Source organism: Peribacillus phoenicis (assembly GCF_047238085.1).
Classification (GTDB): domain Bacteria; phylum Bacillota; class Bacilli; order Bacillales; family DSM-1321; genus Peribacillus.
In genome coordinates this window covers 1-25107 of record NZ_JBDFMF010000004.1, presented here as the reverse complement: position 1 = coordinate 25107, position 25107 = coordinate 1, and the positions used below count along the sequence as shown (strand labels likewise).

The following is a 25107-nucleotide window of genomic DNA, read 5'->3' as shown; positions in this document are numbered from 1 at the left end:
GGTGATGGGGAGGTTATTGGTGAAGGAACGAAGCCTATGGAAGATATTGAAACGGAAACGGGAAAAGGTGAATCGGTTGCCGCACCTGAAAAGAAGGATCCGATTGATGAACTGTCACTGCAGGTATTGCTGGATCAAATCACTGGGATTAACACGGCACTTGAAAGTTTGGTGCCGGCAGAAGGAAGTGAAGGAGCTGCTGAACAAATCAACATCCTTACAGCGGAACTCCAAGCGGAAATCAATAATCTCAGCGGAACGGTAAACGGCAGAACGGGAAATTATAACCAAGTGATCACGGAGTTTAATACACTGGTAGATTCATATAATGATCTGCTGACGCAGTTTACGCAATTACAAGCTGATTATAATGAACTCGGCACGAATTATAAGGATTTAGGTGACCAATGGAAAAAGTCACAGGAAGATATTCAAAAATTACAGGATATCCAAAGCATGACAATCGACGAGGCCATTGCAGAAATCAAGACTCTCGAACAATCACTTCTTGAAAAGGTGGGGGGAGAAAGGCGAGCGGTGCTGGTGAAGGCCTTTGAAAATCCTATCACGAATCGGGATTCAACTACCCTCCTTGCCTATTATGGTTCACTCTCTTCTTATGGTGAATTGGCTGAAAGAGTCACGGAAGCAAATGTAGATAAGGTATTTGCAGCCAATATAAAAGAATTGGAAAACTTGAAAAATGGGGTTTCCGGAAACGTAGATGAAGAAGCGAAACTCGTTAAAGCCAGTTTAGCAGGAGTCAATGAGAACTTCGGAATGTTCTCAGATTCCATTATTGGTTATATGAAAGAATATGATGCTAACGTTGAAACGGGGCAGAAAGCTACTTTAGCTGAATTAGCGGCAATTACCGGCAAGGCCCAAGAAGTGTCTGCCAATTTGTCAGATCATATGGAAGTTCCTGAAATGGAGGCCGAACAGCCAGTTAACCTTGATGGAGAAATGTTTGTATCACTTCAAGACAATACGGCAACAACTGTCGGCTTCATTTCCGAGCTTGTCAATTCTGTAGCGGAACGGCAGGACACTGTCACGAAGGATACAGCAGACCTGCAAGCGAAAGTGGGGTCAGTACAGGAAAGGGCCGATCAGCTTAATGATAATTGGTCCCAAAATGTAGACTCGACCGTAAAAATAAAGACGGACGTCTATAGTGTCTTGAATAACACTCTAGTCGATGATCAGGAGAACGGGTATGTGTACGAATATTTAGCAAATCCCGTACAAATCAGCGGGGAAGTCCTGCATCAGGAAAAGGTTAATATCCCGCCGATCGTCATGTTGGTGATCATACTCATATCTGGGTTATTGATCGGTTTCTTCCTGCATCATTATGAAACCATTCCAATGATGGTCCATGCGGCCTTGTTTGCCTTATTGAATCTGATCGTAGGTTTAATCATCAGCATGTATGGTTTGAAGATCTATCCACTGGGAGATATGCAGGAGATTAAATGGACCGTTTTCACCGTCCTGCTTTTATTCTTCTGTTCAGCGTTTACCCGGCTTGCCTTCTCGATTGGGCCGTTTGTCGGTGCTATCCTGGTGATTGGTTTGATCAGTTTCTTTACCATTCCATTATTGGATTTAATCATGCCTAATTTCAATGTAGACCACCCGGTTGCAGATGTATATATGTCCATTCAATTCGGAAATCAGTCGGCATTCATTCCGGCTAGTATCATCTTGATTGTGCTGACGCTTATTGCAACGATCATTCCATATATAGTGAAGCGTCTTACAGAAAGAAGAGCAATGGCCCATGAAGTGGAATAAATACGTAATGCCTGTCTTGCTCATCCTGTTTTTTAGCCATGCACCTCATGGCGGGGCGGAAGATGAACCCATGGTGGAGCCCAATGAATATCAAGAAAACGATATTGATATTCAAACTGAGTATTTCCATGAAGAAGGATTGTTGGATCAGAAGCGGAAACTGCCTGAAGAACAAAAGGACCTCACTTTTGAAAGAGGGAAATATGATGTCATTGACTCGGTGGAGGACTCATTGTTTCTGTCTCCGGTAACGGGGAATCAAAATAATACCATCGCTTCAAAAGCGGATCAGCTTGGATTATTCTCGGAGGTCGACGTTCGAACGAGAAGCAAAGAAGAAACAGAGCCTTCCCTTAATTTTGACCTGACGATATTGCTTGGCATCGTTTTGGCACTTTTGGTCGTTTGTTTGTTTTTTATCCTTATCCCGAAAATGGGGAAACTGAATGGAGAGGTTAAACGAAAATGAAAAAAGCCCGATTCCTGGCATAAGTCAGGAATCGGGCTTTTTTGCTACATATCCATAACGGTTTTAATAAGCCCTAAAAGAAGGGCGGCTGCGAAGATCAAAATGAAGAATTTTTTATACATGATCAGTACCTCTTATATCTTATGAGTGGATTGCATTCATTTTAGCATAAACAGAAAAAGAATATACAGATCAGAGGGGCGTGACTTGCCCTAAAGACCGGAGAGGGAAATTATGAAAAGGTGGATAATTGGAGTTTGCCTGCCGTTTTTTTATGGCTTGTACAATTTGGACGTTGATTTCCGCTCAAGAAACTCGCTTTCCGCGGGCGGTCCGGGAGCCTCCTCGGCTTGCGCCTGCGGGTCCCTCAGGAGTCTCGTACCTTCCTCTTGTTATAACATATAGAAACCATATACCTGAGGACTGGCGACCATATGTGTCAGAAGCACATCATCTGCGTAAACATCAAGATGTAAAACCTAAATATCCAAAACGCAAAGAAACGATTAAGCATGGTATTCGTTGGAATACTATTAGGGGACTTAAAATATTGTCGATAAAGACGCTACTTATTTTCGCTTTCAATATGGCAAGGACCAAAAATGGCTTAACATAGTCGATCGTAGAGCCCAATTCTCTTAACTGCCAAAATAATTTCAAAAGGGGTTCGGAATTTTTTAATTCCGAACCCCTTTTGTCTGTAAACTGCGATGCGCCGATTTATTGGCACATCCTATCGGTTAATTGAACAAGTCAGGATAAACAGTCTTTGCTGCGAGTTCAACAGCGTGACATGACATTTTCATTCAACAAATGGACGTCATCGTTGGTTCATATTCACTTAGCAACAGTTTAACATTCCTATTTCATTAAGCAGCATTAATATTTTTAATACAAATTCGTTTATGGTTTACCGATTATCTAGTAAACTTACAATGTAAGGTTTAATTGGAGCTTAATGTAAAATAAGTGATATAGAGAAGGTATGAAATAGTGATAATGTGAATCCCGGGAGGTAGAGAATGATTTATAAGCAGGTCAATCAAAAACTGGAAATGGTTCTAAGGAATATCGAAAAGGTGATTATCGGAAAACGGGATATAGCGGAACTAAGCATCGTGGCACTCCTTTCTGGCGGACATGTCTTATTGGAGGATGTTCCGGGCGTCGGAAAGACAGTCATGGTAAGGGCACTGGCAAAATCAATAGGTGCAAGCTTTAAGCGAATTCAATTTACACCTGATTTACTTCCTTCTGATGTTACCGGTGTTTCGATCTTCAATCCTAAGGAACAAGAATTCATTTTTAGGCCAGGTCCGATAATGGGACATATTATTTTAGCCGATGAAATTAACCGGACCTCGCCGAAAACTCAGTCTGCATTGCTTGAAGCCATGGAAGAGGCAAGTGTGACGATTGATGGTGTCACAAGAGGATTGGAGAAGCCGTTCTTCGTAATGGCGACGCAAAATCCGATCGAGTACGAGGGAACATATCCGCTTCCGGAGGCTCAATTGGATAGATTCCTATTAAAAATGAAAATGGGCTATCCCGGTGTGGAAGAAGAGATAGAGGTTCTTCATAGAGTTCAATACACGGCACCGCTTGAGGAGCTGGAATCCGCCATCACCTTGAATGAATTGATAGAATTACAGGCTGAGGTAAAAGCGGTGATAGTGGATGACACAATAAAACGATACATTGTTGAATTGGCGAATCAAACACGTTCGCATGAAGGGGTCTATTTAGGGGTGAGCCCGCGTGGATCGATAGCATTGATGAAGGCAGCCCAGGCTTACGCGCTGATCCAGGGCAGGGACTATGTCCTGCCGGACGATGTTCAATATTTAGTTCCATTCGTATTTTCCCACCGGCTTATTTTGAAACCTGAAGCGAATTATGAGGGCTTCGATGCTGGAATGGTGATACATGAAATTGTCGCGACAACACAAGTGCCAGTGAAGCGGGCTGTGACCTAATGCGCAAATTCATCAACATTTTAAGAGGAAATATGAGTGTGATCGGACTTGTATTACTCATGACCGTTTCCTTTTGCTATGCCATGTTTCAAGGCGGTTTTGTCAGTTGGTTCATTTTTTATTCATTTTTGCCGTTTTCTGTGTACGCTTTGATTCTGCTGTTTTATCCGCTGCATGATTTTACCGTTGAGAGAAAGGTCAATAAAAGGGAATGCCAGGCCGGCGAATCTGTTGAGATAGCATTGACGTTTACCCGTAAAAATCGGCTGCCCCTATTATTCATGGTGGTAGAGGAGGAATTGCCTCAGAAGATGGAAGATAGGGGATTCCAAAGGAAAATAATTATCTTTCCGGGATTCAAGCGTACCTTCAGCATGTCATATACCTTGGGAAATTTGCAGCGCGGAGAGCATTCGTTTCAATCGATCCGCTTTTGGATTGGGGATTTTTTCGGGCTAGTCGAAAAAGAATCGATATATAGTTCACCTTTGAAAATAACTGTTTTTCCTCGTTATCATGAGCTTGCCTACAGTGATCTTGATCGAGTGTTCAATCAGGGGGCAGTGGTTTCTACAAAGAAAACACAACGGGAACATTCAGTTGTCTCAGGGGTAAGGGAATATCAGCCAGGCGATCAGCTGTCATGGATTAACTGGAAGGCGACGGCTAGAACGAGTGAAATCATGACGAAGGAATTCGAAGTGCAGAAAAACCGGGATATATTCATCATGCTTGATGAAAAGCCGTCGGATTTATTCGAAGAATCCATTGAAATGGCTGCTTCCATTGCACACGCCCTGTTAAAGAAAGGCATGGAAATTGGGTATGTGAGCAGGAGATCGAGGTTAATCATACCGGCAGCAGCGGGCAATAACCAGAAACGAAAGATTTTTAACCGACTTGTTAAAGAAGAGCCGAGAGTGGCAAACGATTTGAACGAAAATGCCAGGAAGGGAATTCTTCCGGCAAATGCTGTTGTGATATTCATCGTTTCAGACTTAACCTTAGAAAAGGTGGACATATTGAGTGCTTTCCGGCCTAAACAGGGATTAATGTTATGTATGAAGAAACAGGCGGATCTTACTGATGAGGAAAGGCTGTCAAGCTCTGCAGCTGTTTCGAGGGGGATAAAGGTTAGCTTTTTTGAACATGGCCAACTTAAGTCTGACAGATCAGAGGTGATGGCGAAATGAATGTCACCACCGAAAAGTTGGAAAGCTTCATGCACGTACTCATGTATGTATTTGGTCTGTTGTTGATTACTGAATGGTTGAGGCCTGTCGATAAACTCACAGATACAGGTAATATCATCATTTTTATCGTATTTTTGCTCTATTCCCTGCTACTGCATTATTTCCGCATACATTGGTCAATCCGGTTTATTCTCATTAGTGCTTATATAATGATTTCATTACAGTTCCTCCATTCAAAGGGCGCTTTATTTCAATTATCATGGCTGAAAGAAGGATTCCTAGCGGATTTTACGGCCAATCTTGGTTTTATATATGATGGTAATTGGGAGTTGATCACAAATCCATTTCGAACGTTTCTATTTTTTGTCCTTCTGTGGCTTGTAACGTATTTGATTCATTACTGGGTGATGGTAAGGCAAAGCATTTTTTTCTTTTTTATGTTAACGGTGATTTTTATATCTGTACTTGACACATTCACTCCCTATGTGGGGGATAAGGCAATGATTAGAATCATCATCATCGGGTTCTTGATGCTAGGCCTGCTGTCCCTGCTGCGACTTACGATACAGGAGCGGATCAAGTTTTCGATGGCTTCCGTCAATAAGTGGATCTTAATGCTGACCGGTATGATATTGGTGAGTGTCCTTGTCGGTTTCACTGCCCCAAAGCTCTCTCCGCAGTGGCCTGACCCAGTGCCTTATATTACCTCTTATTCTGATAAAGCGGGGAAAGAAGACGGTGGTTCGAAGCGTAAAAGTGTCGGATATGATGAAGACGATTCGGATCTTGGCGGATCGATAGAGCCGGATGGTTCCATCGTTTTTTATAATAATGCTCCTGCAGGACATTACTGGAAAGTCGAGAACAAGGATATTTATACCGGTAAAGGGTGGGTTTCCATACTGGAAACGGACTTTCACACTTTTTCCAACGGGCAGGACATTGCATCTTTAGATATTTACGACGTTCCTGAAGTGGTGACGACAGAAGAAATGACGGCAAAAGTGTCCATGACGGAATCATATTCCCATATCCTTCATCCGCAGTCCGGGTATTTAAAAAAGATTGAGGGCAAAAACGGGATGGATTTCAAATATTATGAGGGTATGGACAAAGTAATTTCTGAAAAGGATAATGGCGAACGACTGTCCATGAAAGAGTATGAGCTGGTCTATGATATGCCGAGTTTTGATATAGCTGAGTTAAGGAAAGTAACGGAACCTGACGATTCAATGGATTTATTAATGGAAAAGAACACGCAGCTTCCAGAGGGAATGCCAAACCGGATATATGAATTGGCATCCCAGCTTACAAGGAATGAAAAGAATTGGTACGATAAGGCAAAAGCCATTGAGGATTATTTTGACGGGCATGAATTCATTTATTCTAAGGACGATATTCCGTATCCTGAGAGCAACCAAGATTATGTCGATCAATTTTTATTCGAGACACAGATAGGGTATTGTGATAATTTTTCAAGTGCAATGGTCGTTTTACTCCGTGCCGCCAATATACCTGCCAGGTGGGTAAAGGGCTACACGGAAGGGGAAAAATCAATCCTTGATGGCGAATCCGTTTATAAGGTGACCAATAATAATGCACATTCCTGGGTCGAGGTATATTTTTCAGGGATAGGCTGGGTTCCCTTCGAGCCGACAAAGGGTTTCAATGGGGAAGTTGAATTTTACGATTCGGAATTGAAACAGGAAGCGATCAAGAAGCCTGAAGAAACTCCAAATAATGAAGAGCAAACAAAGAAAGAGACCAGGGAACGCCAGGATACACCCGATAGGGAAACTCAATCATCCGAGAAAACTGGTATCAGGAACATGGATGGGTTCTTAAAATGGACTGCCATCTCATTGTCAGGTGCATTGATTCTCGCTTCTATTGGTTATTTCTTCAGAAGGAGATGGATTCCTCATCTGCAGATTCTTCGTTATAGAAGGAAAACCGGTGCTCATTTCTCGACAGCCTATTTAATTTTATTGAAACAATTAAAACGAGCTGGTTTAGTTCGTCCGGAGGGGCAAACCCTAAGGGAGTACGCCGCCTATGTGGATGCAGTGTACGATACGGATGAGATGAGTGAATTGACGGCTGGATACGAGTTAATGATATATCGTGGAGACGTGGAAGATGGCGAATGGAAGCACTTTCAAAAAGGTTGGGAAAGCTTAATGAGAAAAACTAGCTCTTGACCAGGTTTTTATTATATTGATACAATAACAAAAACTAACTTAAACTAATATATCCTTCATATATCCTCGATAATATGGATCGAAAGTTTCTACCGAATCACCGTAAATGATTTGACTATGAAGGCGGATTTTAACAAGAAAGCTGAAAATCTGCCTTCGTCTATACTTTTTCTGTATTTTTGAGGGTGGATTTTTAGTTTTTCTTTTTTTATGATAATATTTTTTATAAGAAATTATCACTCGATTTTATGAGTGAATTACATTGATAGAGGTGACGTTTGTGCCGGGGAAAACAGAATTGCAAAAAAACCAGGAAATGATCGTAGTACTTGATTTCGGAAGCCAATATAATCAATTGATCACTCGTCGTATCCGCGAATTTGGTGTGTACAGTGAGCTTCATCCTCATACAATTACTGTAGAAGAAATCGAGAAAATGAACCCAACGGGAATCATTTTCTCAGGGGGTCCGAATAGTGTTTATGATGCAAATGCATTTGGTTGTGATGAACGCATATTCGAAATGGGCCTTCCGATTTTCGGTATTTGTTATGGCATGCAGCTTATGACTAAACATTTTGGCGGTAAGGTGGAACCAGCGAAAAACCGGGAATACGGAAAAGCGACACTTGCCATCCAAAATGAGTCTAAGTTATTCAGTGACCTGCCGAAAGAACAGATCGTCTGGATGAGCCATGGTGATTTAGTTGTGGAAACGCCTGAAGGTTTCCAAATTGATGGGACGAACCCGTCTTGCCCAATTTCTGCTATGAGTGACGAGTCACGTAAATTGTATGCCGTGCAATTCCATCCTGAAGTCCGTCATTCCGTATACGGTAATGACATTTTGAAAAATTTCGTATTCGGCGTTTGTGGCTGCAAAGGTGACTGGTCAATGGAGAACTTCATTGAAATAGAGATGGAGAAAATCCGCCAAACGGTCGGAGATAAAAAAGTGTTATGCGCATTGAGCGGCGGGGTGGATTCATCCGTTGTTGCTGTATTGATCCATAAAGCGATTGGCGATCAGCTGACATGTATTTTCGTTGATCATGGATTACTTCGTAAAGGGGAAGCCGAAGGTGTAATGGAAACATTCAGGGAAGGTTTCAATATGAACGTAATCAAGGTCGATGCAAAAGAACGTTTCCTATCGAAACTTGCTGGCGTTTCAGATCCGGAACAAAAACGGAAAATCATCGGTAACGAGTTCATCTACGTATTCGATGACGAAGCAACGAAGCTTGAAGGAATTGATTTCCTTGCACAGGGTACACTTTACACAGACATTATTGAAAGTGGTACGGCCACTGCACAAACAATTAAATCGCATCACAACGTTGGCGGTCTGCCGGAAGATATGCAATTTAAATTGATCGAGCCTTTGAACACCCTGTTCAAGGATGAAGTGCGTGCACTTGGTAGTGAAATGGGCATTCCGGATGAAATCGTTTGGCGTCAACCATTCCCGGGTCCAGGTTTAGGTATTCGTGTATTAGGTGAAATTTCAGATGAAAAACTTGAAATCGTTCGTGAATCTGACCATATCTTACGTGAAGAAATTAGAAAGAATGGTTTGGAACGTGAAATTTGGCAGTACTTCACGGTGCTTCCTAACATTCGAAGCGTAGGGGTAATGGGCGACGCGCGTACGTATGATTATACTATCGGGATCCGTGCGGTTACATCCATTGACGGAATGACTTCCGATTGGGCAAGAATCCCTTGGGATGTACTTGAAATCATCTCAACGAGAATCGTTAATGAAGTAAACCATGTAAACCGCGTAGTTTATGATATTACGTCTAAGCCACCTGCAACGATCGAGTGGGAATAGAAGATTAAAATCATCCAATCAGTGAAGGAAATATCCTTCACTGATTTTTTTGGTCAAAATAATATTTGAATATGTAGATTACTTACATTTCACGTATGTTGGCGAAGATATAGCCATAATAAGTAATGAATATATAGCGAAAAGCGAACATTGCCTAAAATTACATAAAAAATATTCGTTTGATATATTGACGATTATTTTAGTGACTGATACACTATACCTATAATAATAAAAAAACATAATTGTCGTATAATATTGGGGATATGGCCCAAAAGTTTCTACCAAGCTGCCGTGAACGGCTTGACTACGATGTGGAAGGATTGGCGAGTTGGATAAACCGCCACTTCTTTACATGACCGCAGTCAAGCCCTGTTCGTAAGCGAATGGGGCATTTTCTGTTGGCACGATTTTATGATAGGGGAGACTCATAATGAAAAATTATTTTCGGTTTAACGAGCTGGGAACTAATTATCGCCGTGAAATACTTGGTGGACTGACTACGTTCCTTTCAATGGCATATATCCTGGTTGTTAACCCTGTGATGCTGACTTTACAAAGCATCGAGGACTATCCGGATGAATTGAGAATGGACTACGGAGCGGTTTTTGCAGCGACCGCCTTGTCTGCCGCAATCGGCTCGATATTGATGGGACTCATAGCCAGGTATCCAATCTCGCTTGCTCCAGGTATGGGTTTGAATGCTTTCTTCGCTTTTACCGTTGTACTTGGTTTTGGAATCCCTTGGCAGACTGCTTTAACAGGAGTTTTGATTTCAGGTATTATCTTCGTTTTGCTTTCCCTATCGGGAATACGTGAGAAAATCATTAATGCAATTCCAGTCGAATTGAAATACGCAGTTGGTGCCGGTATCGGTTTATTCATTACTTTTGTAGGGTTTCAGAATGCTGGAATCATCACGAATGATGACAGCGTTCTTGTTGGACTGGGAGACTTGACATCAGGTAATACATTATTGGCTGTGTTCGGGATTGTCGTAACCGTCATTTTGATGACGAGAGGTGTCAAAAGCGGCGTGTTCATAGGGATGGTCATTACAGCCATTGCAGGGATGATCTTTGGACAAGTTCCGGTGCCGGAGAAAATAATCGGTGCCGTTCCTAGCATAGCGCCTACATTCGGGGTTGCGTTCGATGCCTTTGGAAATCCCGGTGATCTCTTCACTGGTCAAATGTTAATCGTGATACTGACCTTCTTGTTCGTAGCGTTCTTTGATACAGCCGGTACGTTGGTGGCTGTCGCGCAACAAGCTGGTTTGATGAAGGATAATGTTCTTCCTAGAGTGGGAAAAGGATTACTTGCTGATTCATTATCCATCGTTTCTGGTGCAATTCTTGGTACATCCACGACGACATCTTATGTAGAGTCTACATCAGGTGTTGCCGCTGGTGCTCGAAGTGGTTTTGCGGCTGTAGTGACAGGATTGCTTTTTGTCCTATCCCTATTCTTCTTCCCGCTTCTATCGGTGGTGACATCTGCGGTGACTGCGCCGGCATTGGTTATAGTCGGAGTATTAATGGCATCATCACTTAAAAATATTGACTGGCAAAAGTTCGAAATTGCGGTTCCGGCCTTCTTTACGGTTATCATGATGCCTATGACATATTCAATTGCGACAGGTATAGCTTGCGGATTCATCTTCTATCCGATCACCATGTCAATGAAAGGGAGAGCTAAAGAGGTTCACCCAATCATGTGGGGTCTTGGAGTCGTTTTCCTGCTATATTTCATTTTCTTGAAGTAATAATGCAATAAGTAAGGAGAGTCCTGATTTCGGGGCTCTTCTTTCATGTTGTAAGAGAAAGCTCATATCGTGTATAGTAAAAGGACTAAGTACTAAGCACTTTATCCTGTATGGGGCATAGGGATGACTTTGAGAAAAAAAGAGGGAGAAAAATGAATGGTTTTATCGTTGAAAAGGTTTTGAACAATAATGTGGTGATTGCCACGCATCCGTCGTATGGAGAAGTCGTTTCTATTGGAAAGGGCTTAGGCTTCAACCGAAAGAAAGGCGAAGAGTTAAGTCCGGAACTTGCGGAGAAGACGTTTGTCCTGAAAAATGTCAAGGAACAGGAAAGTTACAAAAAACTTTTGCCGCAGATCGATCAAAATCTTCAAGCTGCCATTATAGAATCCATTCATCTCATTAACGACCGAGTAACTGGAAAACTCAATGAACATATACATGTCGGTTTAACTGATCATTTATTGTTCGCCCTTCAGCGTGTTTCACAAGGAATGACTATTAAAAACCCATTCTTGAAAGAAACGATAACCCTTTATCCTTTTGAACATGATATTGCTGTCGATGTAGTAGAATTAATTCAAGATAAGACAGGCATAGGCCTGCCCCAAGGGGAAATCGGTTTTATTACGCTTCATATTCATAGCGCAATATCAAATAAAGACTTATCGGAAGTCAATCAGCATTCGCAGTTAATCTATCAGCTTATCCAAGTTGTTGAAGAACAGCTCAACGCACAAATTAATAAGGATAGCATTGATTATTCACGTTTGGTCCGTCATTTAAGATTCATGATAGACAGGGTGTTGGCTGGCGAAAAAGTAGAGGAACCCGAAAAAATAGCAATGCTATTGAAAGAAGAATATCCTTTGTGTTACAATATCTCTTGGAAGCTAATAAAGATTATGCAGCAGAAATTAGGCAGACCGGTTTGTGATGCGGAAGCTGTCTATCTAACGATGCATATCCAACGATTACAAAAGAAAATTAAATAAACATACATTAACTTACGTGTTACTGATTCGATCAGGCATAAGTGAGGAGAATGATTGTCATGAAAGAGGGTATTATATACCTGAATTTTCATTTCAATCCTATCTTTGCTTATGCCTTTTTTGTATTTGAATTCTGATGCGTGGGAAGATGAATACCATCGTAAATGTAACCGTTTTATTAGCATGGAATAACAGTAAAGAGGAGGAAAACCTATGTTTAAGAAGTTGTTTGGTGTTTTGCAAAAAATCGGAAAAGCTTTGATGCTTCCTGTAGCCATTTTACCAGCGGCCGGAATTTTGCTTGCGTTTGGTAATGCATTGCAAAACGAAACTTTGTTGGATATCGCCCCGTTTCTTGCGAGTGGCGGAGTGGAAATGGTCGCATCGGTAATGGAGAATGCCGGGAATATTATTTTTGGGAATCTTCCCTTGTTGTTTGCTGTGGGGGTCGCAATTGGGTTAGCTGGCGGAGATGGTGTTGCCGGACTGGCTGCGATTATCGGGTTCTTGATTATGAATGTAACGATGGGAACTGTTCTTGGCATTGACGCTGCCGACATTGAGAACAATAGTGCGGTGTATACCAATGTTCTGGGAATACCGACGTTGGGAACAGGTGTGTTCGGCGGTATCATTGTCGGTGTCATGGCTGCTGTCATGTATAATAAGTTTTATGAAATTGAACTGCCTTCTTATTTAGGATTCTTTGCAGGTAAACGTTTTGTACCCATTGTAACAGCTGCAAGCGCAGTTATTCTTGGGTTGCTCATGATTTTGATTTGGCCGACGATTCAATCGGGGTTAAATTCATTTTCCGAAAATATGTTGGGTGCTAACCTGACACTTGGAGCTTTCGTGTTTGGGGTTGTAGAACGTGCGCTGATTCCTTTTGGATTGCACCATATCTTCTATTCTCCATTCTGGTTTGAATTTGGCAGCTATATCCCTCAAGGAGGGGGAACGCCAGTCAGAGGAGACCAGGCCATCTTCATGGCACAAATTAAAGATGGCGTACAGAATTTAACGGCCGGTACCTTCATGACTGGTAAATATCCATTCATGATGTTCGGGTTACCAGCTGCGGCTTTGGCCATTTATCATGAAGCAAGACCGGAAAGAAAGAAAATAGTTGGGGGATTGATGGCTTCTGCAGCACTTACATCATTCTTGACTGGGATTACTGAACCACTTGAATTTGCATTCTTATTTGTTGCACCGGTACTTTTCGGGATTCACTGTCTGTTTGCAGGTCTATCATTCATGACCATGCATTTACTGGACGTGAAAATCGGGATGACGTTCTCGGGTGGTTTGATCGATTACGTACTGTTTGGTTTAATCAATCCGCAAACCAATGCATGGATCGTTATTCCGGTTGGCTTGGTCCTTGCGGTTATCTATTACTTTGGATTCCGATTTGCGATAAGGAAGTTTAACCTTAAAACTCCTGGCCGTGAAGTGGAAGAGGATGAGGAAGAGGGCGGATCTGCAAATACAGCTGGAAGTCTGCCAGGGGATATCTTGGATGCCATGGGCGGAAAAGAAAATATTTCTCACCTGGATGCTTGCATTACCCGTCTTCGTGTATCAGTCAATGACATCGGTAACGTTGATAAAAATAGGCTTAAGAAACTTGGTGCCGCTGGAGTTCTGGAAGTGGGCAATAACATCCAGGCAATCTTCGGACCTCGTTCAGAAACGATCAAGGGGCAAATGAAAGATATCATCGATGGAAAAAGGCCTCGTAAAGTAGAAGCATCTCCTGAAGAGGGTGTAGAAAAGCAAATCGAGGATGTCATCCCGAAACCTTTACGGACGGATGAAGTTTCCGAGCGCTTTGTTTCTCCTATTAAAGGGGAAATAAAACCGATCACGGAAGTGCCTGATGCTGTTTTTGCTGAAAAAATGATGGGGGATGGATTTGCCATCGTACCTGAGGAAGGGTTGGTTGTTTCTCCTGTAGACGGTACGATCGTTAACCTATTCCCGACTAAACATGCAATAGGTATCGTTTCCGAAGCTGGTCGTGAAATCTTGATACATGTCGGGATCGATACAGTTAAGTTAGAGGGCAAAGGTTTCGAAGCACTAGTCTCTCAAGGAGATAAAGTGACAAGCGGACAGCCGTTGCTCAAAGTTGATATAGAGTATGTCAAAAACAATGCCAGCTCTATCATTACGCCAATCGTCTTTACTAACCTTTCCGAAGGTGAAAGTGTGAAGATCGAAAAGGCAGGAAATGTAGATAGAGAAGAAGCGGACGTAATCTCCATCAATAAATAATCATTAATAACAGGAGGGTGGCTATAATCAGCTGCCCTCCTGTTTTGATAATTCAATGGCAGGGTTCGGCTTCTTATAGAAAGAAAGTGTGTATTATATAGAAGAAGTTGGCTTATAAAAAAATGAAGGGAATTTAAAAGATTGCATTGACTTATCTAAATGCAAGTGATAATATATTAAATACACCGCTTGAGACAAAAGAAAAACAAGTAAATGATAATTTGTTGTTGACTTTATGTTTGTAAGGTGTTAGACTAATTAAGTCGCTAAAAAAACGATGAGAAATATTGCTCTTTGAAAACTGAACAAAACAAAGCGCCAACGTTAAATTTTAAGTGAGCACACACTATTAAAAAAGCAAATGAGCAAGTCAAACATTTCTTCGGAGAGTTTGATCCTGGCTCAGGACGAACGCTGGCGGCGTGCCTAATACATGCAAGTCGAGCGAATCGATGGGAGCTTGCTCCCTGAGATTAGCGGCGGACGGGTGAGTAACACGTGGGCAACCTGCCTATAAGACTGGGATAACTTCGGGAAACCGGAGCTAATACCGGATATGTTCTTTTCTCGCATGAGAGAAGATGGAAAGACGGTTTACGCTGTCACTTATAGATGGGCCCGCGGCGCATTAGCTAGTTGGTGAGGTAATGGCTCACCAAGGCGACGATGCGTAGCCGACCTGAGAGGGTGATCGGCCACACTGGGACTGAGACACGGCCCAGACTCCTACGGGAGGCAGCAGTAGGGAATCTTCCGCAATGGACGAAAGTCTGACGGAGCAACGCCGCGTGAACGAAGAAGGCCTTCGGGTCGTAAAGTTCTGTTGTTAGGGAAGAACAAGTACCAGAGTAACTGCTGGTACCTTGACGGTACCTAACCAGAAAGCCACGGCTAACTACGTGCCAGCAGCCGCGGTAATACGTAGGTGGCAAGCGTTGTCCGGAATTATTGGGCGTAAAGCGCGCGCAGGTGGTTCCTTAAGTCTGATGTGAAAGCCCACGGCTCAACCGTGGAGGGTCATTGGAAACTGGGGAACTTGAGTGCAGAAGAGGAAAGTGGAATTCCAAGTGTAGCGGTGAAATGCGTAGAGATTTGGAGGAACACCAGTGGCGAAGGCGACTTTCTGGTCTGTAACTGACACTGAGGCGCGAAAGCGTGGGGAGCAAACAGGATTAGATACCCTGGTAGTCCACGCCGTAAACGATGAGTGCTAAGTGTTAGAGGGTTTCCGCCCTTTAGTGCTGCAGCTAACGCATTAAGCACTCCGCCTGGGGAGTACGGCCGCAAGGCTGAAACTCAAAGGAATTGACGGGGGCCCGCACAAGCGGTGGAGCATGTGGTTTAATTCGAAGCAACGCGAAGAACCTTACCAGGTCTTGACATCCTCTGACAACCCTAGAGATAGGGCTTTCCCCTTCGGGGGACAGAGTGACAGGTGGTGCATGGTTGTCGTCAGCTCGTGTCGTGAGATGTTGGGTTAAGTCCCGCAACGAGCGCAACCCTTGATCTTAGTTGCCAGCATTCAGTTGGGCACTCTAAGGTGACTGCCGGTGACAAACCGGAGGAAGGTGGGGATGACGTCAAATCATCATGCCCCTTATGACCTGGGCTACACACGTGCTACAATGGATGGTACAAAGGGCTGCAAACCTGCGAAGGTAAGCGAATCCCATAAAGCCATTCTCAGTTCGGATTGCAGGCTGCAACTCGCCTGCATGAAGCCGGAATCGCTAGTAATCGCGGATCAGCATGCCGCGGTGAATACGTTCCCGGGCCTTGTACACACCGCCCGTCACACCACGAGAGTTTGTAACACCCGAAGTCGGTGAGGTAACCTTCATGGAGCCAGCCGCCTAAGGTGGGACAGATGATTGGGGTGAAGTCGTAACAAGGTAGCCGTATCGGAAGGTGCGGCTGGATCACCTCCTTTCTAAGGATAATTACGAGAGCGCTTTTGTTTTGTTCAGTTTTGAATGAGTAATTCATTCAAATAGGAAGGACAGTCATCACGATGTGATGGATTCTTTCTGCTTTGTTCCTTGAAAACTAGATAATAGATAGAAGGCAATTAATTTTTTTCAAAGCATCTGTAAGATCTTTTTAACGGTTAAGTTAGAAAGGGCGCACGGTGGATGCCTTGGCACTAGGAGCCGATGAAGGACGGGACTAACACCGATATGCTTCGGGGAGCTGTAAGTAAGCTTTGATCCGGAGATTTCCGAATGGGGAAACCCACTGTTCGTAATGGAACAGTATCTTTACCTGAATACATAGGGTACTGAAGGCAGACCCGGGGAACTGAAACATCTAAGTACCCGGAGGAAGAGAAAGCAAACGCGATTTCCTGAGTAGCGGCGAGCGAAACGGAATTAGCCCAAACCAAGAGGCTTGCCTCTTGGGGTTGTAGGACACTCAACATGGAGTTACAAAGGAACGGGGTAAATGAAGCGATCTGGAAAGATCCGTCGAAGAAGGTAAAAACCCTGTAGTTGAAACTTCGTTCCCTCCTGAGTGGATCCTGAGTACGGCGGGACACGAGAAATCCCGTCGGAAGCAGGGAGGACCATCTCCCAAGGCTAAATACTCCCTAGTGACCGATAGTGAACCAGTACCGTGAGGGAAAGGTGAAAAGCACCCCGGAAGGGGAGTGAAATAGATCCTGAAACCGTGTGCCTACAAGTAGTCAAAGCCCGTTAATGGGTAATGGCGTGCCTTTTGTAGAATGAACCGGCGAGTTACGATTTCATGCGAGGTTAAGTTGATAAGACGGAGCCGCAGCGAAAGCGAGTCTGAATAGGGCGAATGAGTATGAGGTCGTAGACCCGAAACCAGGTGATCTACCCATGTCCAGGGTGAAGTTCAGGTAACACTGAATGGAGGCCCGAACCCACGCACGTTGAAAAGTGCGGGGATGAGGTGTGGGTAGCGGAGAAATTCCAATCGAACCTGGAGATAGCTGGTTCTCTCCGAAATAGCTTTAGGGCTAGCCTCAAGATGAGAGTATTGGAGGTAGAGCACTGATTGGACTAGGGGCCCCCAACGGGTTACCGAATTCAGTCAAACTCCGAATGCCAAATACTTATTCTTGGGAGTCAGACTGCGAGTGATAAGATCCGTAGTCGAAAGGGAAACAGCCCAGACCACCAGCTAAGGTCCCAAAGTATACGTTAAGTGGAAAAGGATGTGGAGTTGCTTAGACAACCAGGATGTTGGCTTAGAAGCAGCCACCATTTAAAGAGTGCGTAATAGCTCACTGGTCGAGTGACTCCGCGCCGAAAATGTACCGGGGCTAAACGTATCACCGAAGCTGTGGATTGACACCGTATGGTGTCGATGGTAGGAGAGCGTTCTAAGGGCGTTGAAGTCAGACCGGAAGGACTGGTGGAGCGCTTAGAAGTGAGAATGCCGGTATGAGTAGCGAAAGAAGGGTGAGAATCCCTTCCACCGAATGCCTAAGGTTTCCTGAGGAAGGCTCGTCCGCTCAGGGTTAGTCGGGACCTAAGCCGAGGCCGAAAGGCGTAGGCGATGGACAACAGGTTGATATTCCTGTACCACCTATACATCGTTTGAACGATGGGGGGACGCAGAAGGATAGGGTAAGCGCGCTGTTGGATATGCGCGTCCAAGCAGTTAGGCCGGAAACGAGGCAAATCCCGTTTCCATTAAGGCGGAGCTGTGATGGCGAGGGAAATATAGTACCGAAGTTCCTGATTCCACGCTGCCAAGAAAAGCCTCTAGTGAGATGTAAGGTGCCCGTACCGCAAACCGACACAGGTAGGCGAGGAGAGAATCCTAAGGTGTGCGAGAGAACTCTCGTTAAGGAACTCGGCAAAATGACCCCGTAACTTCGGGAGAAGGGGTGCTTTTTAGGGTGAATAGCCCAGAAAAGCCGCAGTGAATAGGCCCAGGCGACTGTTTAGCAAAAACACAGGTCTCTGCGAAGCCGCAAGGCGAAGTATAGGGGCTGACACCTGCCCGGTGCTGGAAGGTTAAGGGGAGAGGTTAGCGCAAGCGAAGCTTTGAACCGAAGCCCCAGTAAACGGCGGCCGTAACTATAACGGTCCTAAGGTAGCGAAATTCCTTGTCGGGTAAGTTCCGACCCGCACGAAAGGTGTAACGATCTGGGCACTGTCTCAACGAGAGACTCGGTGAAATTATAGTACCTGTGAAGATGCAGGTTACCCGCGACAGGACGGAAAGACCCCGTGGAGCTTTACTGCAGCCTGATATTGAATTTTGGTACAGCTTGTACAGGATAGGTAGGAGCCTGAGAAGCCGGAGCGCCAGCTTCGGTGGAGGCGTTGGTGGGATACTACCCTGGCTGTATTGAAATTCTAACCCGCGCCCCTTATCGGGGTGGGAGACAGTGTCAGGTGGGCAGTTTGACTGGGGCGGTCGCCTCCTAAAGAGTAACGGAGGCGCCCAAAGGTTCCCTCAGAATGGTTGGAAATCATTCGTAGAGTGTAAAGGCACAAGGGAGCTTGACTGCGAGACCTACAAGTCGAGCAGGGACGAAAGTCGGGCTTAGTGATCCGGTGGTTCCGCATGGAAGGGCCATCGCTCAACGGATAAAAGCTACCCCGGGGATAACAGGCTTATCTCCCCCAAGAGTCCACATCGACGGGGAGGTTTGGCACCTCGATGTCGGCTCATCGCATCCTGGGGCTGTAGTCGGTCCCAAGGGTTGGGCTGTTCGCCCATTAAAGCGGTACGCGAGCTGGGTTCAGAACGTCGTGAGACAGTTCGGTCCCTATCCGTCGCGGGCGCAGGAAATTTGAGAGGAGCTGTCCTTAGTACGAGAGGACCGGGATGGACGCACCGCTGGTGTACCAGTTGTCTTGCCAAAGGCATAGCTGGGTAGCTACGTGCGGACGGGATAAGTGCTGAAAGCATCTAAGCATGAAGCCCCCCTCAAGATGAGATTTCCCATGGCGCAAGCTAGTAAGATCCCTGAAAGATGATCAGGTTGATAGGTCAGAGGTGGAAGCATGGTGACATGTGGAGCTGACTGATACTAATAGATCGAGGACTTAACCAACGCTTTTAAAAAAATGAAATACCTTCTTATTATCTAGTTTTGAAGGAACAACGTTCCTCATATGTTTGGTGGCGATAGCGAAGAGGTCACACCCGTTCCCATTCCGAACACGGCAGTTAAGCTCTTCAGCGCCGATGGTAGTTGGGGGTTTCCCCCTGTGAGAGTAGGACGCCGCCAAGCCATTTCAAAAGATCAGCCATCCGGCTGGTCTTTTTTTGTGTTCATAAGGTGATGAAAAAAGATAAATACTTTTAAGTATTTTTCAGGATACTTTCATATCTGTCCAACTAGCAAAACAGACCTTGAAACCAATCTTGATCTAATTTTGAGAAAAGGAAATATTTATTGTGAAATGTGTTGACTTTATGGTGGGAAAGGATTAATATAAATAAGCACCAATTAAAACAAACGAAAAACTTCATCGCTTTTGGCTAATTGCTGAAAGAAATAATAACTATTGACTTCTTACTATGAAAATGATAAGATGAAATGGTCGCTGAAAAACACAGCGATATAAAATAAGTTAAAAACTTCGTAGAAGTTGACAACTAATCAATAAGATGTTATGATGAATAAACAGCCGTTCGCAAGAACGATTGTGAAATTGCTCTTTGAAAACTGAACAAAACAAAGCGCCAACGTTAAATTTTAAGTGAGCACACACTATCAAAAAAGCAAATGAGCAAGTCAAACATTTCTTCGGAGAGTTTGATCCTGGCTCAGGACGAACGCTGGCGGCGTGCCTAATACATGCAAGTCGAGCGAATCGATGGGAGCTTGCTCCCTGAGATTAGCGGCGGACGGGTGAGTAACACGTGGGCAACCTGCCTATAAGACTGGGATAACTTCGGGAAACCGGAGCTAATACCGGATACGTTCTTTTCTCGCATGAGAGAAGATGGAAAGACGGTTTACGCTGTCACTTATAGATGGGCCCGCGGCGCATTAGCTAGTTGGTGAGGTAATGGCTCACCAAGGCGACGATGCGTAGCCGACCTGAGAGGGTGATCGGCCACACTGGGACTGAGACACGGCCCAGACTCCTACGGGAGGCAGCAGTAGGGAATCTTCCGCAATGGACGAAAGTCTGACGGAGCAACGCCGCGTGAACGAAGAAGGCCTTCGGGTCGTAAAGTTCTGTTGTTAGGGAAGAACAAGTACCAGAGTAACTGCTGGTGCCTTGACGGTACCTAACCAGAAAGCCACGGCTAACTACGTGCCAGCAGCCGCGGTAATACGTAGGTGGCAAGCGTTGTCCGGAATTATTGGGCGTAAAGCGCGCGCAGGTGGTTCCTTAAGTCTGATGTGAAAGCCCACGGCTCAACCGTGGAGGGTCATTGGAAACTGGGGAACTTGAGTGCAGAAGAGGAAAGTGGAATTCCAAGTGTAGCGGTGAAATGCGTAGAGATTTGGAGGAACACCAGTGGCGAAGGCGACTTTCTGGTCTGTAACTGACACTGAGGCGCGAAAGCGTGGGGAGCAAACAGGATTAGATACCCTGGTAGTCCACGCCGTAAACGATGAGTGCTAAGTGTTAGAGGGTTTCCGCCCTTTAGTGCTGCAGCTAACGCATTAAGCACTCCGCCTGGGGAGTACGGCCGCAAGGCTGAAACTCAAAGGAATTGACGGGGGCCCGCACAAGCGGTGGAGCATGTGGTTTAATTCGAAGCAACGCGAAGAACCTTACCAGGTCTTGACATCCTCTGACAACCCTAGAGATAGGGCTTTCCCCTTCGGGGGACAGAGTGACAGGTGGTGCATGGTTGTCGTCAGCTCGTGTCGTGAGATGTTGGGTTAAGTCCCGCAACGAGCGCAACCCTTGATCTTAGTTGCCAGCATTCAGTTGGGCACTCTAAGGTGACTGCCGGTGACAAACCGGAGGAAGGTGGGGATGACGTCAAATCATCATGCCCCTTATGACCTGGGCTACACACGTGCTACAATGGATGGTACAAAGGGCTGCAAACCTGCGAAGGTAAGCGAATCCCATAAAGCCATTCTCAGTTCGGATTGCAGGCTGCAACTCGCCTGCATGAAGCCGGAATCGCTAGTAATCGCGGATCAGCATGCCGCGGTGAATACGTTCCCGGGCCTTGTACACACCGCCCGTCACACCACGAGAGTTTGTAACACCCGAAGTCGGTGAGGTAACCTTCATGGAGCCAGCCGCCTAAGGTGGGACAGATGATTGGGGTGAAGTCGTAACAAGGTAGCCGTATCGGAAGGTGCGGCTGGATCACCTCCTTTCTAAGGATAATTACGAGAGCGCTTTTGTTTTGTTCAGTTTTGAATGAGTAATTCATTCAAATAGGAAAGACAGTCATCACGATGTGATGGATTCTTTCTGCTTTGTTCCTTGAAAACTAGATAATAGATAGAAGGCAATTAATTTTTTTCAAAGCATCTGTAAGATCTTTTTTAACGGTTAAGTTAGAAAGGGCGCACGGTGGATGCCTTGGCACTAGGAGCCGATGAAGGACGGGACTAACACCGATATGCTTCGGGGAGCTGTAAGTAAGCTTTGATCCGGAGATTTCCGAATGGGGAAACCCACTGTTCGTAATGGAACAGTATCTTTACCTGAATACATAGGGTACTGAAGGCAGACCCGGGGAACTGAAACATCTAAGTACCCGGAGGAAGAGAAAGCAAACGCGATTTCCTGAGTAGCGGCGAGCGAAACGGAATTAGCCCAAACCAAGAGGCTTGCCTCTTGGGGTTGTAGGACACTCAACATGGAGTTACAAAGGAACGGGGTAAATGAAGCGATCTGGAAAGATCCGTCGAAGAAGGTAAAAACCCTGTAGTTGAAACTTCGTTCCCTCCTGAGTGGATCCTGAGTACGGCGGGACACGAGAAATCCCGTCGGAAGCAGGGAGGACCATCTCCCAAGGCTAAATACTCCCTAGTGACCGATAGTGAACCAGTACCGTGAGGGAAAGGTGAAAAGCACCCCGGAAGGGGAGTGAAATAGATCCTGAAACCGTGTGCCTACAAGTAGTCAAAGCCCGTTAATGGGTAATGGCGTGCCTTTTGTAGAATGAACCGGCGAGTTACGATTTCATGCGAGGTTAAGTTGATAAGACGGAGCCGCAGCGAAAGCGAGTCTGAATAGGGCGAATGAGTATGAGGTCGTAGACCCGAAACCAGGTGATCTACCCATGTCCAGGGTGAAGTTCAGGTAACACTGAATGGAGGCCCGAACCCACGCACGTTGAAAAGTGCGGGGATGAGGTGTGGGTAGCGGAGAAATTCCAATCGAACCTGGAGATAGCTGGTTCTCTCCGAAATAGCTTTAGGGCTAGCCTCAAGATGAGAGTATTGGAGGTAGAGCACTGATTGGACTAGGGGCCCCCAACGGGTTACCGAATTCAGTCAAACTCCGAATGCCAAATACTTATTCTTGGGAGTCAGACTGCGAGTGATAAGATCCGTAGTCGAAAGGGAAACAGCCCAGACCACCAGCTAAGGTCCCAAAGTATACGTTAAGTGGAAAAGGATGTGGAGTTGCTTAGACAACCAGGATGTTGGCTTAGAAGCAGCCACCATTTAAAGAGTGCGTAATAGCTCACTGGTCGAGTGACTCCGCGCCGAAAATGTACCGGGGCTAAACGTATCACCGAAGCTGTGGATTGACACCGTATGGTGTCGATGGTAGGAGAGCGTTCTAAGGGCGTTGAAGTCAGACCGGAAGGACTGGTGGAGCGCTTAGAAGTGAGAATGCCGGTATGAGTAGCGAAAGAAGGGTGAGAATCCCTTCCACCGAATGCCTAAGGTTTCCTGAGGAAGGCTCGTCCGCTCAGGGTTAGTCGGGACCTAAGCCGAGGCCGAAAGGCGTAGGCGATGGACAACAGGTTGATATTCCTGTACCACCTATACATCGTTTGAACGATGGGGGGACGCAGAAGGATAGGGTAAGCGCGCTGTTGGATATGCGCGTCCAAGCAGTTAGGCCGGAAACGAGGCAAATCCCGTTTCCATTAAGGCGGAGCTGTGATGGCGAGGGAAATATAGTACCGAAGTTCCTGATTCCACGCTGCCAAGAAAAGCCTCTAGTGAGATGTAAGGTGCCCGTACCGCAAACCGACACAGGTAGGCGAGGAGAGAATCCTAAGGTGTGCGAGAGAACTCTCGTTAAGGAACTCGGCAAAATGACCCCGTAACTTCGGGAGAAGGGGTGCTTTTTAGGGTGAATAGCCCAGAAAAGCCGCAGTGAATAGGCCCAGGCGACTGTTTAGCAAAAACACAGGTCTCTGCGAAGCCGCAAGGCGAAGTATAGGGGCTGACACCTGCCCGGTGCTGGAAGGTTAAGGGGAGAGGTTAGCGCAAGCGAAGCTTTGAACCGAAGCCCCAGTAAACGGCGGCCGTAACTATAACGGTCCTAAGGTAGCGAAATTCCTTGTCGGGTAAGTTCCGACCCGCACGAAAGGTGTAACGATCTGGGCACTGTCTCAACGAGAGACTCGGTGAAATTATAGTACCTGTGAAGATGCAGGTTACCCGCGACAGGACGGAAAGACCCCGTGGAGCTTTACTGCAGCCTGATATTGAATTTTGGTACAGCTTGTACAGGATAGGTAGGAGCCTGAGAAGCCGGAGCGCCAGCTTCGGTGGAGGCGTTGGTGGGATACTACCCTGGCTGTATTGAAATTCTAACCCGCGCCCCTTATCGGGGTGGGAGACAGTGTCAGGTGGGCAGTTTGACTGGGGCGGTCGCCTCCTAAAGAGTAACGGAGGCGCCCAAAGGTTCCCTCAGAATGGTTGGAAATCATTCGTAGAGTGTAAAGGCACAAGGGAGCTTGACTGCGAGACCTACAAGTCGAGCAGGGACGAAAGTCGGGCTTAGTGATCCGGTGGTTCCGCATGGAAGGGCCATCGCTCAACGGATAAAAGCTACCCCGGGGATAACAGGCTTATCTCCCCCAAGAGTCCACATCGACGGGGAGGTTTGGCACCTCGATGTCGGCTCATCGCATCCTGGGGCTGTAGTCGGTCCCAAGGGTTGGGCTGTTCGCCCATTAAAGCGGTACGCGAGCTGGGTTCAGAACGTCGTGAGACAGTTCGGTCCCTATCCGTCGCGGGCGCAGGAAATTTGAGAGGAGCTGTCCTTAGTACGAGAGGACCGGGATGGACGCACCGCTGGTGTACCAGTTGTCTTGCCAAAGGCATAGCTGGGTAGCTACGTGCGGACGGGATAAGTGCTGAAAGCATCTAAGCATGAAGCCCCCCTCAAGATGAGATTTCCCATGGCGCAAGCTAGTAAGATCCCTGAAAGATGATCAGGTTGATAGGTCAGAGGTGGAAGCATGGTGACATGTGGAGCTGACTGATACTAATAGATCGAGGACTTAACCAACGCTTTTTAAAAAATGAAATACCTTCTTATTATCTAGTTTTGAAGGAACGAACGTTCCTCATAAATGTATATGGTCTGGCGATGATGGCGAAGAGGTCACACCCGTTCCCATTCCGAACACGGCAGTTAAGCTCTTCAGCGCCGATGGTAGTTGGGGGTTTCCCCCTGTGAGAGTAGGACGCCGCCAAGCCATT

Annotated in this window: 9 protein-coding genes, 6 rRNA genes and 2 riboswitches; all 15 genes read left to right on the top strand. The window is 45.6% G+C overall.

The annotated features are described in order from the left end of the window. Positions 1–36: 36 nt before the first annotated feature. The 15 genes from ABC374_RS27290 to rrf (ABC374_RS27220) all read left to right on the top strand — a co-directional run bounded on the left by ABC374_RS27290 (position 37) and on the right by rrf (ABC374_RS27220) (position 25103). Positions 37–1800: a hypothetical protein gene (locus ABC374_RS27290; RefSeq protein WP_413020507.1), complete on the top strand. Its 1764-nt coding sequence runs from the start codon at positions 37–39 to the stop codon at positions 1798–1800. Then, positions 1787–2269, top strand: coding sequence for a type VII secretion protein EssA (gene essA, locus ABC374_RS27285; protein WP_350300998.1), 483 nt, complete (start codon positions 1787–1789; stop codon positions 2267–2269). The genes ABC374_RS27290 and essA overlap by 14 nt, the downstream gene beginning before the upstream one ends. A gap of 1022 nt (positions 2270–3291) precedes the next feature. Further along, on the top strand, positions 3292–4248 hold the full coding sequence (locus tag ABC374_RS27280; RefSeq protein ID WP_413020506.1) for an AAA family ATPase: 957 nt from the start codon (positions 3292–3294) through the stop codon (positions 4246–4248). Between the two features lie 32 nt (positions 4249–4280). After that, a complete protein-coding gene (locus tag ABC374_RS27275; RefSeq protein ID WP_413020505.1) occupies positions 4281–5441 on the top strand; it encodes a DUF58 domain-containing protein in 1161 nt (386 codons plus the stop codon). After that, a complete protein-coding gene (locus ABC374_RS27270) occupies positions 5438–7642 on the top strand; it encodes a DUF4129 domain-containing transglutaminase family protein (RefSeq protein ID WP_413020504.1) in 2205 nt (734 codons plus the stop codon). Before ABC374_RS27275 ends, ABC374_RS27270 begins: the two co-directional genes overlap by 4 nt. 36 nt (positions 7643–7678) lie before the next feature. Continuing rightward, positions 7679–7780, top strand: a riboswitch (purine riboswitch). Between the two features lie 142 nt (positions 7781–7922). After that, positions 7923–9479, top strand: coding sequence for a glutamine-hydrolyzing GMP synthase (gene guaA, locus ABC374_RS27265; protein ID WP_034306157.1), 1557 nt, complete (start codon positions 7923–7925; stop codon positions 9477–9479). A 225-nt stretch (positions 9480–9704) separates the two neighbouring features. Continuing rightward, a riboswitch (purine riboswitch) is annotated at positions 9705–9806 on the top strand. A 103-nt stretch (positions 9807–9909) separates the two neighbouring features. Next, the gene (locus ABC374_RS27260; RefSeq protein WP_350301002.1) at positions 9910–11241 is read left to right on the top strand and encodes an NCS2 family permease; all 1332 of its coding nucleotides are present in this window, start codon (positions 9910–9912) and stop codon (positions 11239–11241) included. Between the two features lie 152 nt (positions 11242–11393). After that, the gene (gene glcT, locus ABC374_RS27255; RefSeq protein WP_413020502.1) at positions 11394–12236 is read left to right on the top strand and encodes a glucose PTS transporter transcription antiterminator GlcT; all 843 of its coding nucleotides are present in this window, start codon (positions 11394–11396) and stop codon (positions 12234–12236) included. A gap of 213 nt (positions 12237–12449) precedes the next feature. After that, a complete protein-coding gene (gene ptsG / locus ABC374_RS27250; RefSeq protein WP_413020501.1) occupies positions 12450–14519 on the top strand; it encodes a glucose-specific PTS transporter subunit IIBC in 2070 nt (689 codons plus the stop codon). A gap of 379 nt (positions 14520–14898) precedes the next feature. Further along, positions 14899–16449, top strand: a 16S ribosomal RNA gene (locus tag ABC374_RS27245). A gap of 175 nt (positions 16450–16624) precedes the next feature. Then, positions 16625–19557: ribosomal RNA gene (locus tag ABC374_RS27240) — 23S ribosomal RNA — on the top strand. Between the two features lie 64 nt (positions 19558–19621). Then, positions 19622–19737: ribosomal RNA gene (gene rrf / locus ABC374_RS27235) — 5S ribosomal RNA — on the top strand. A 516-nt stretch (positions 19738–20253) separates the two neighbouring features. Beyond that, positions 20254–21804: ribosomal RNA gene (locus tag ABC374_RS27230) — 16S ribosomal RNA — on the top strand. A 176-nt stretch (positions 21805–21980) separates the two neighbouring features. Further along, positions 21981–24913: ribosomal RNA gene (locus tag ABC374_RS27225) — 23S ribosomal RNA — on the top strand. 74 nt (positions 24914–24987) lie between these two features. Next, positions 24988–25103: ribosomal RNA gene (gene rrf, locus ABC374_RS27220) — 5S ribosomal RNA — on the top strand. The 16S, 23S and 5S rRNA genes sit together here, the layout of an rRNA operon. The last annotated feature ends 4 nt before the right edge of the window (positions 25104–25107 follow it).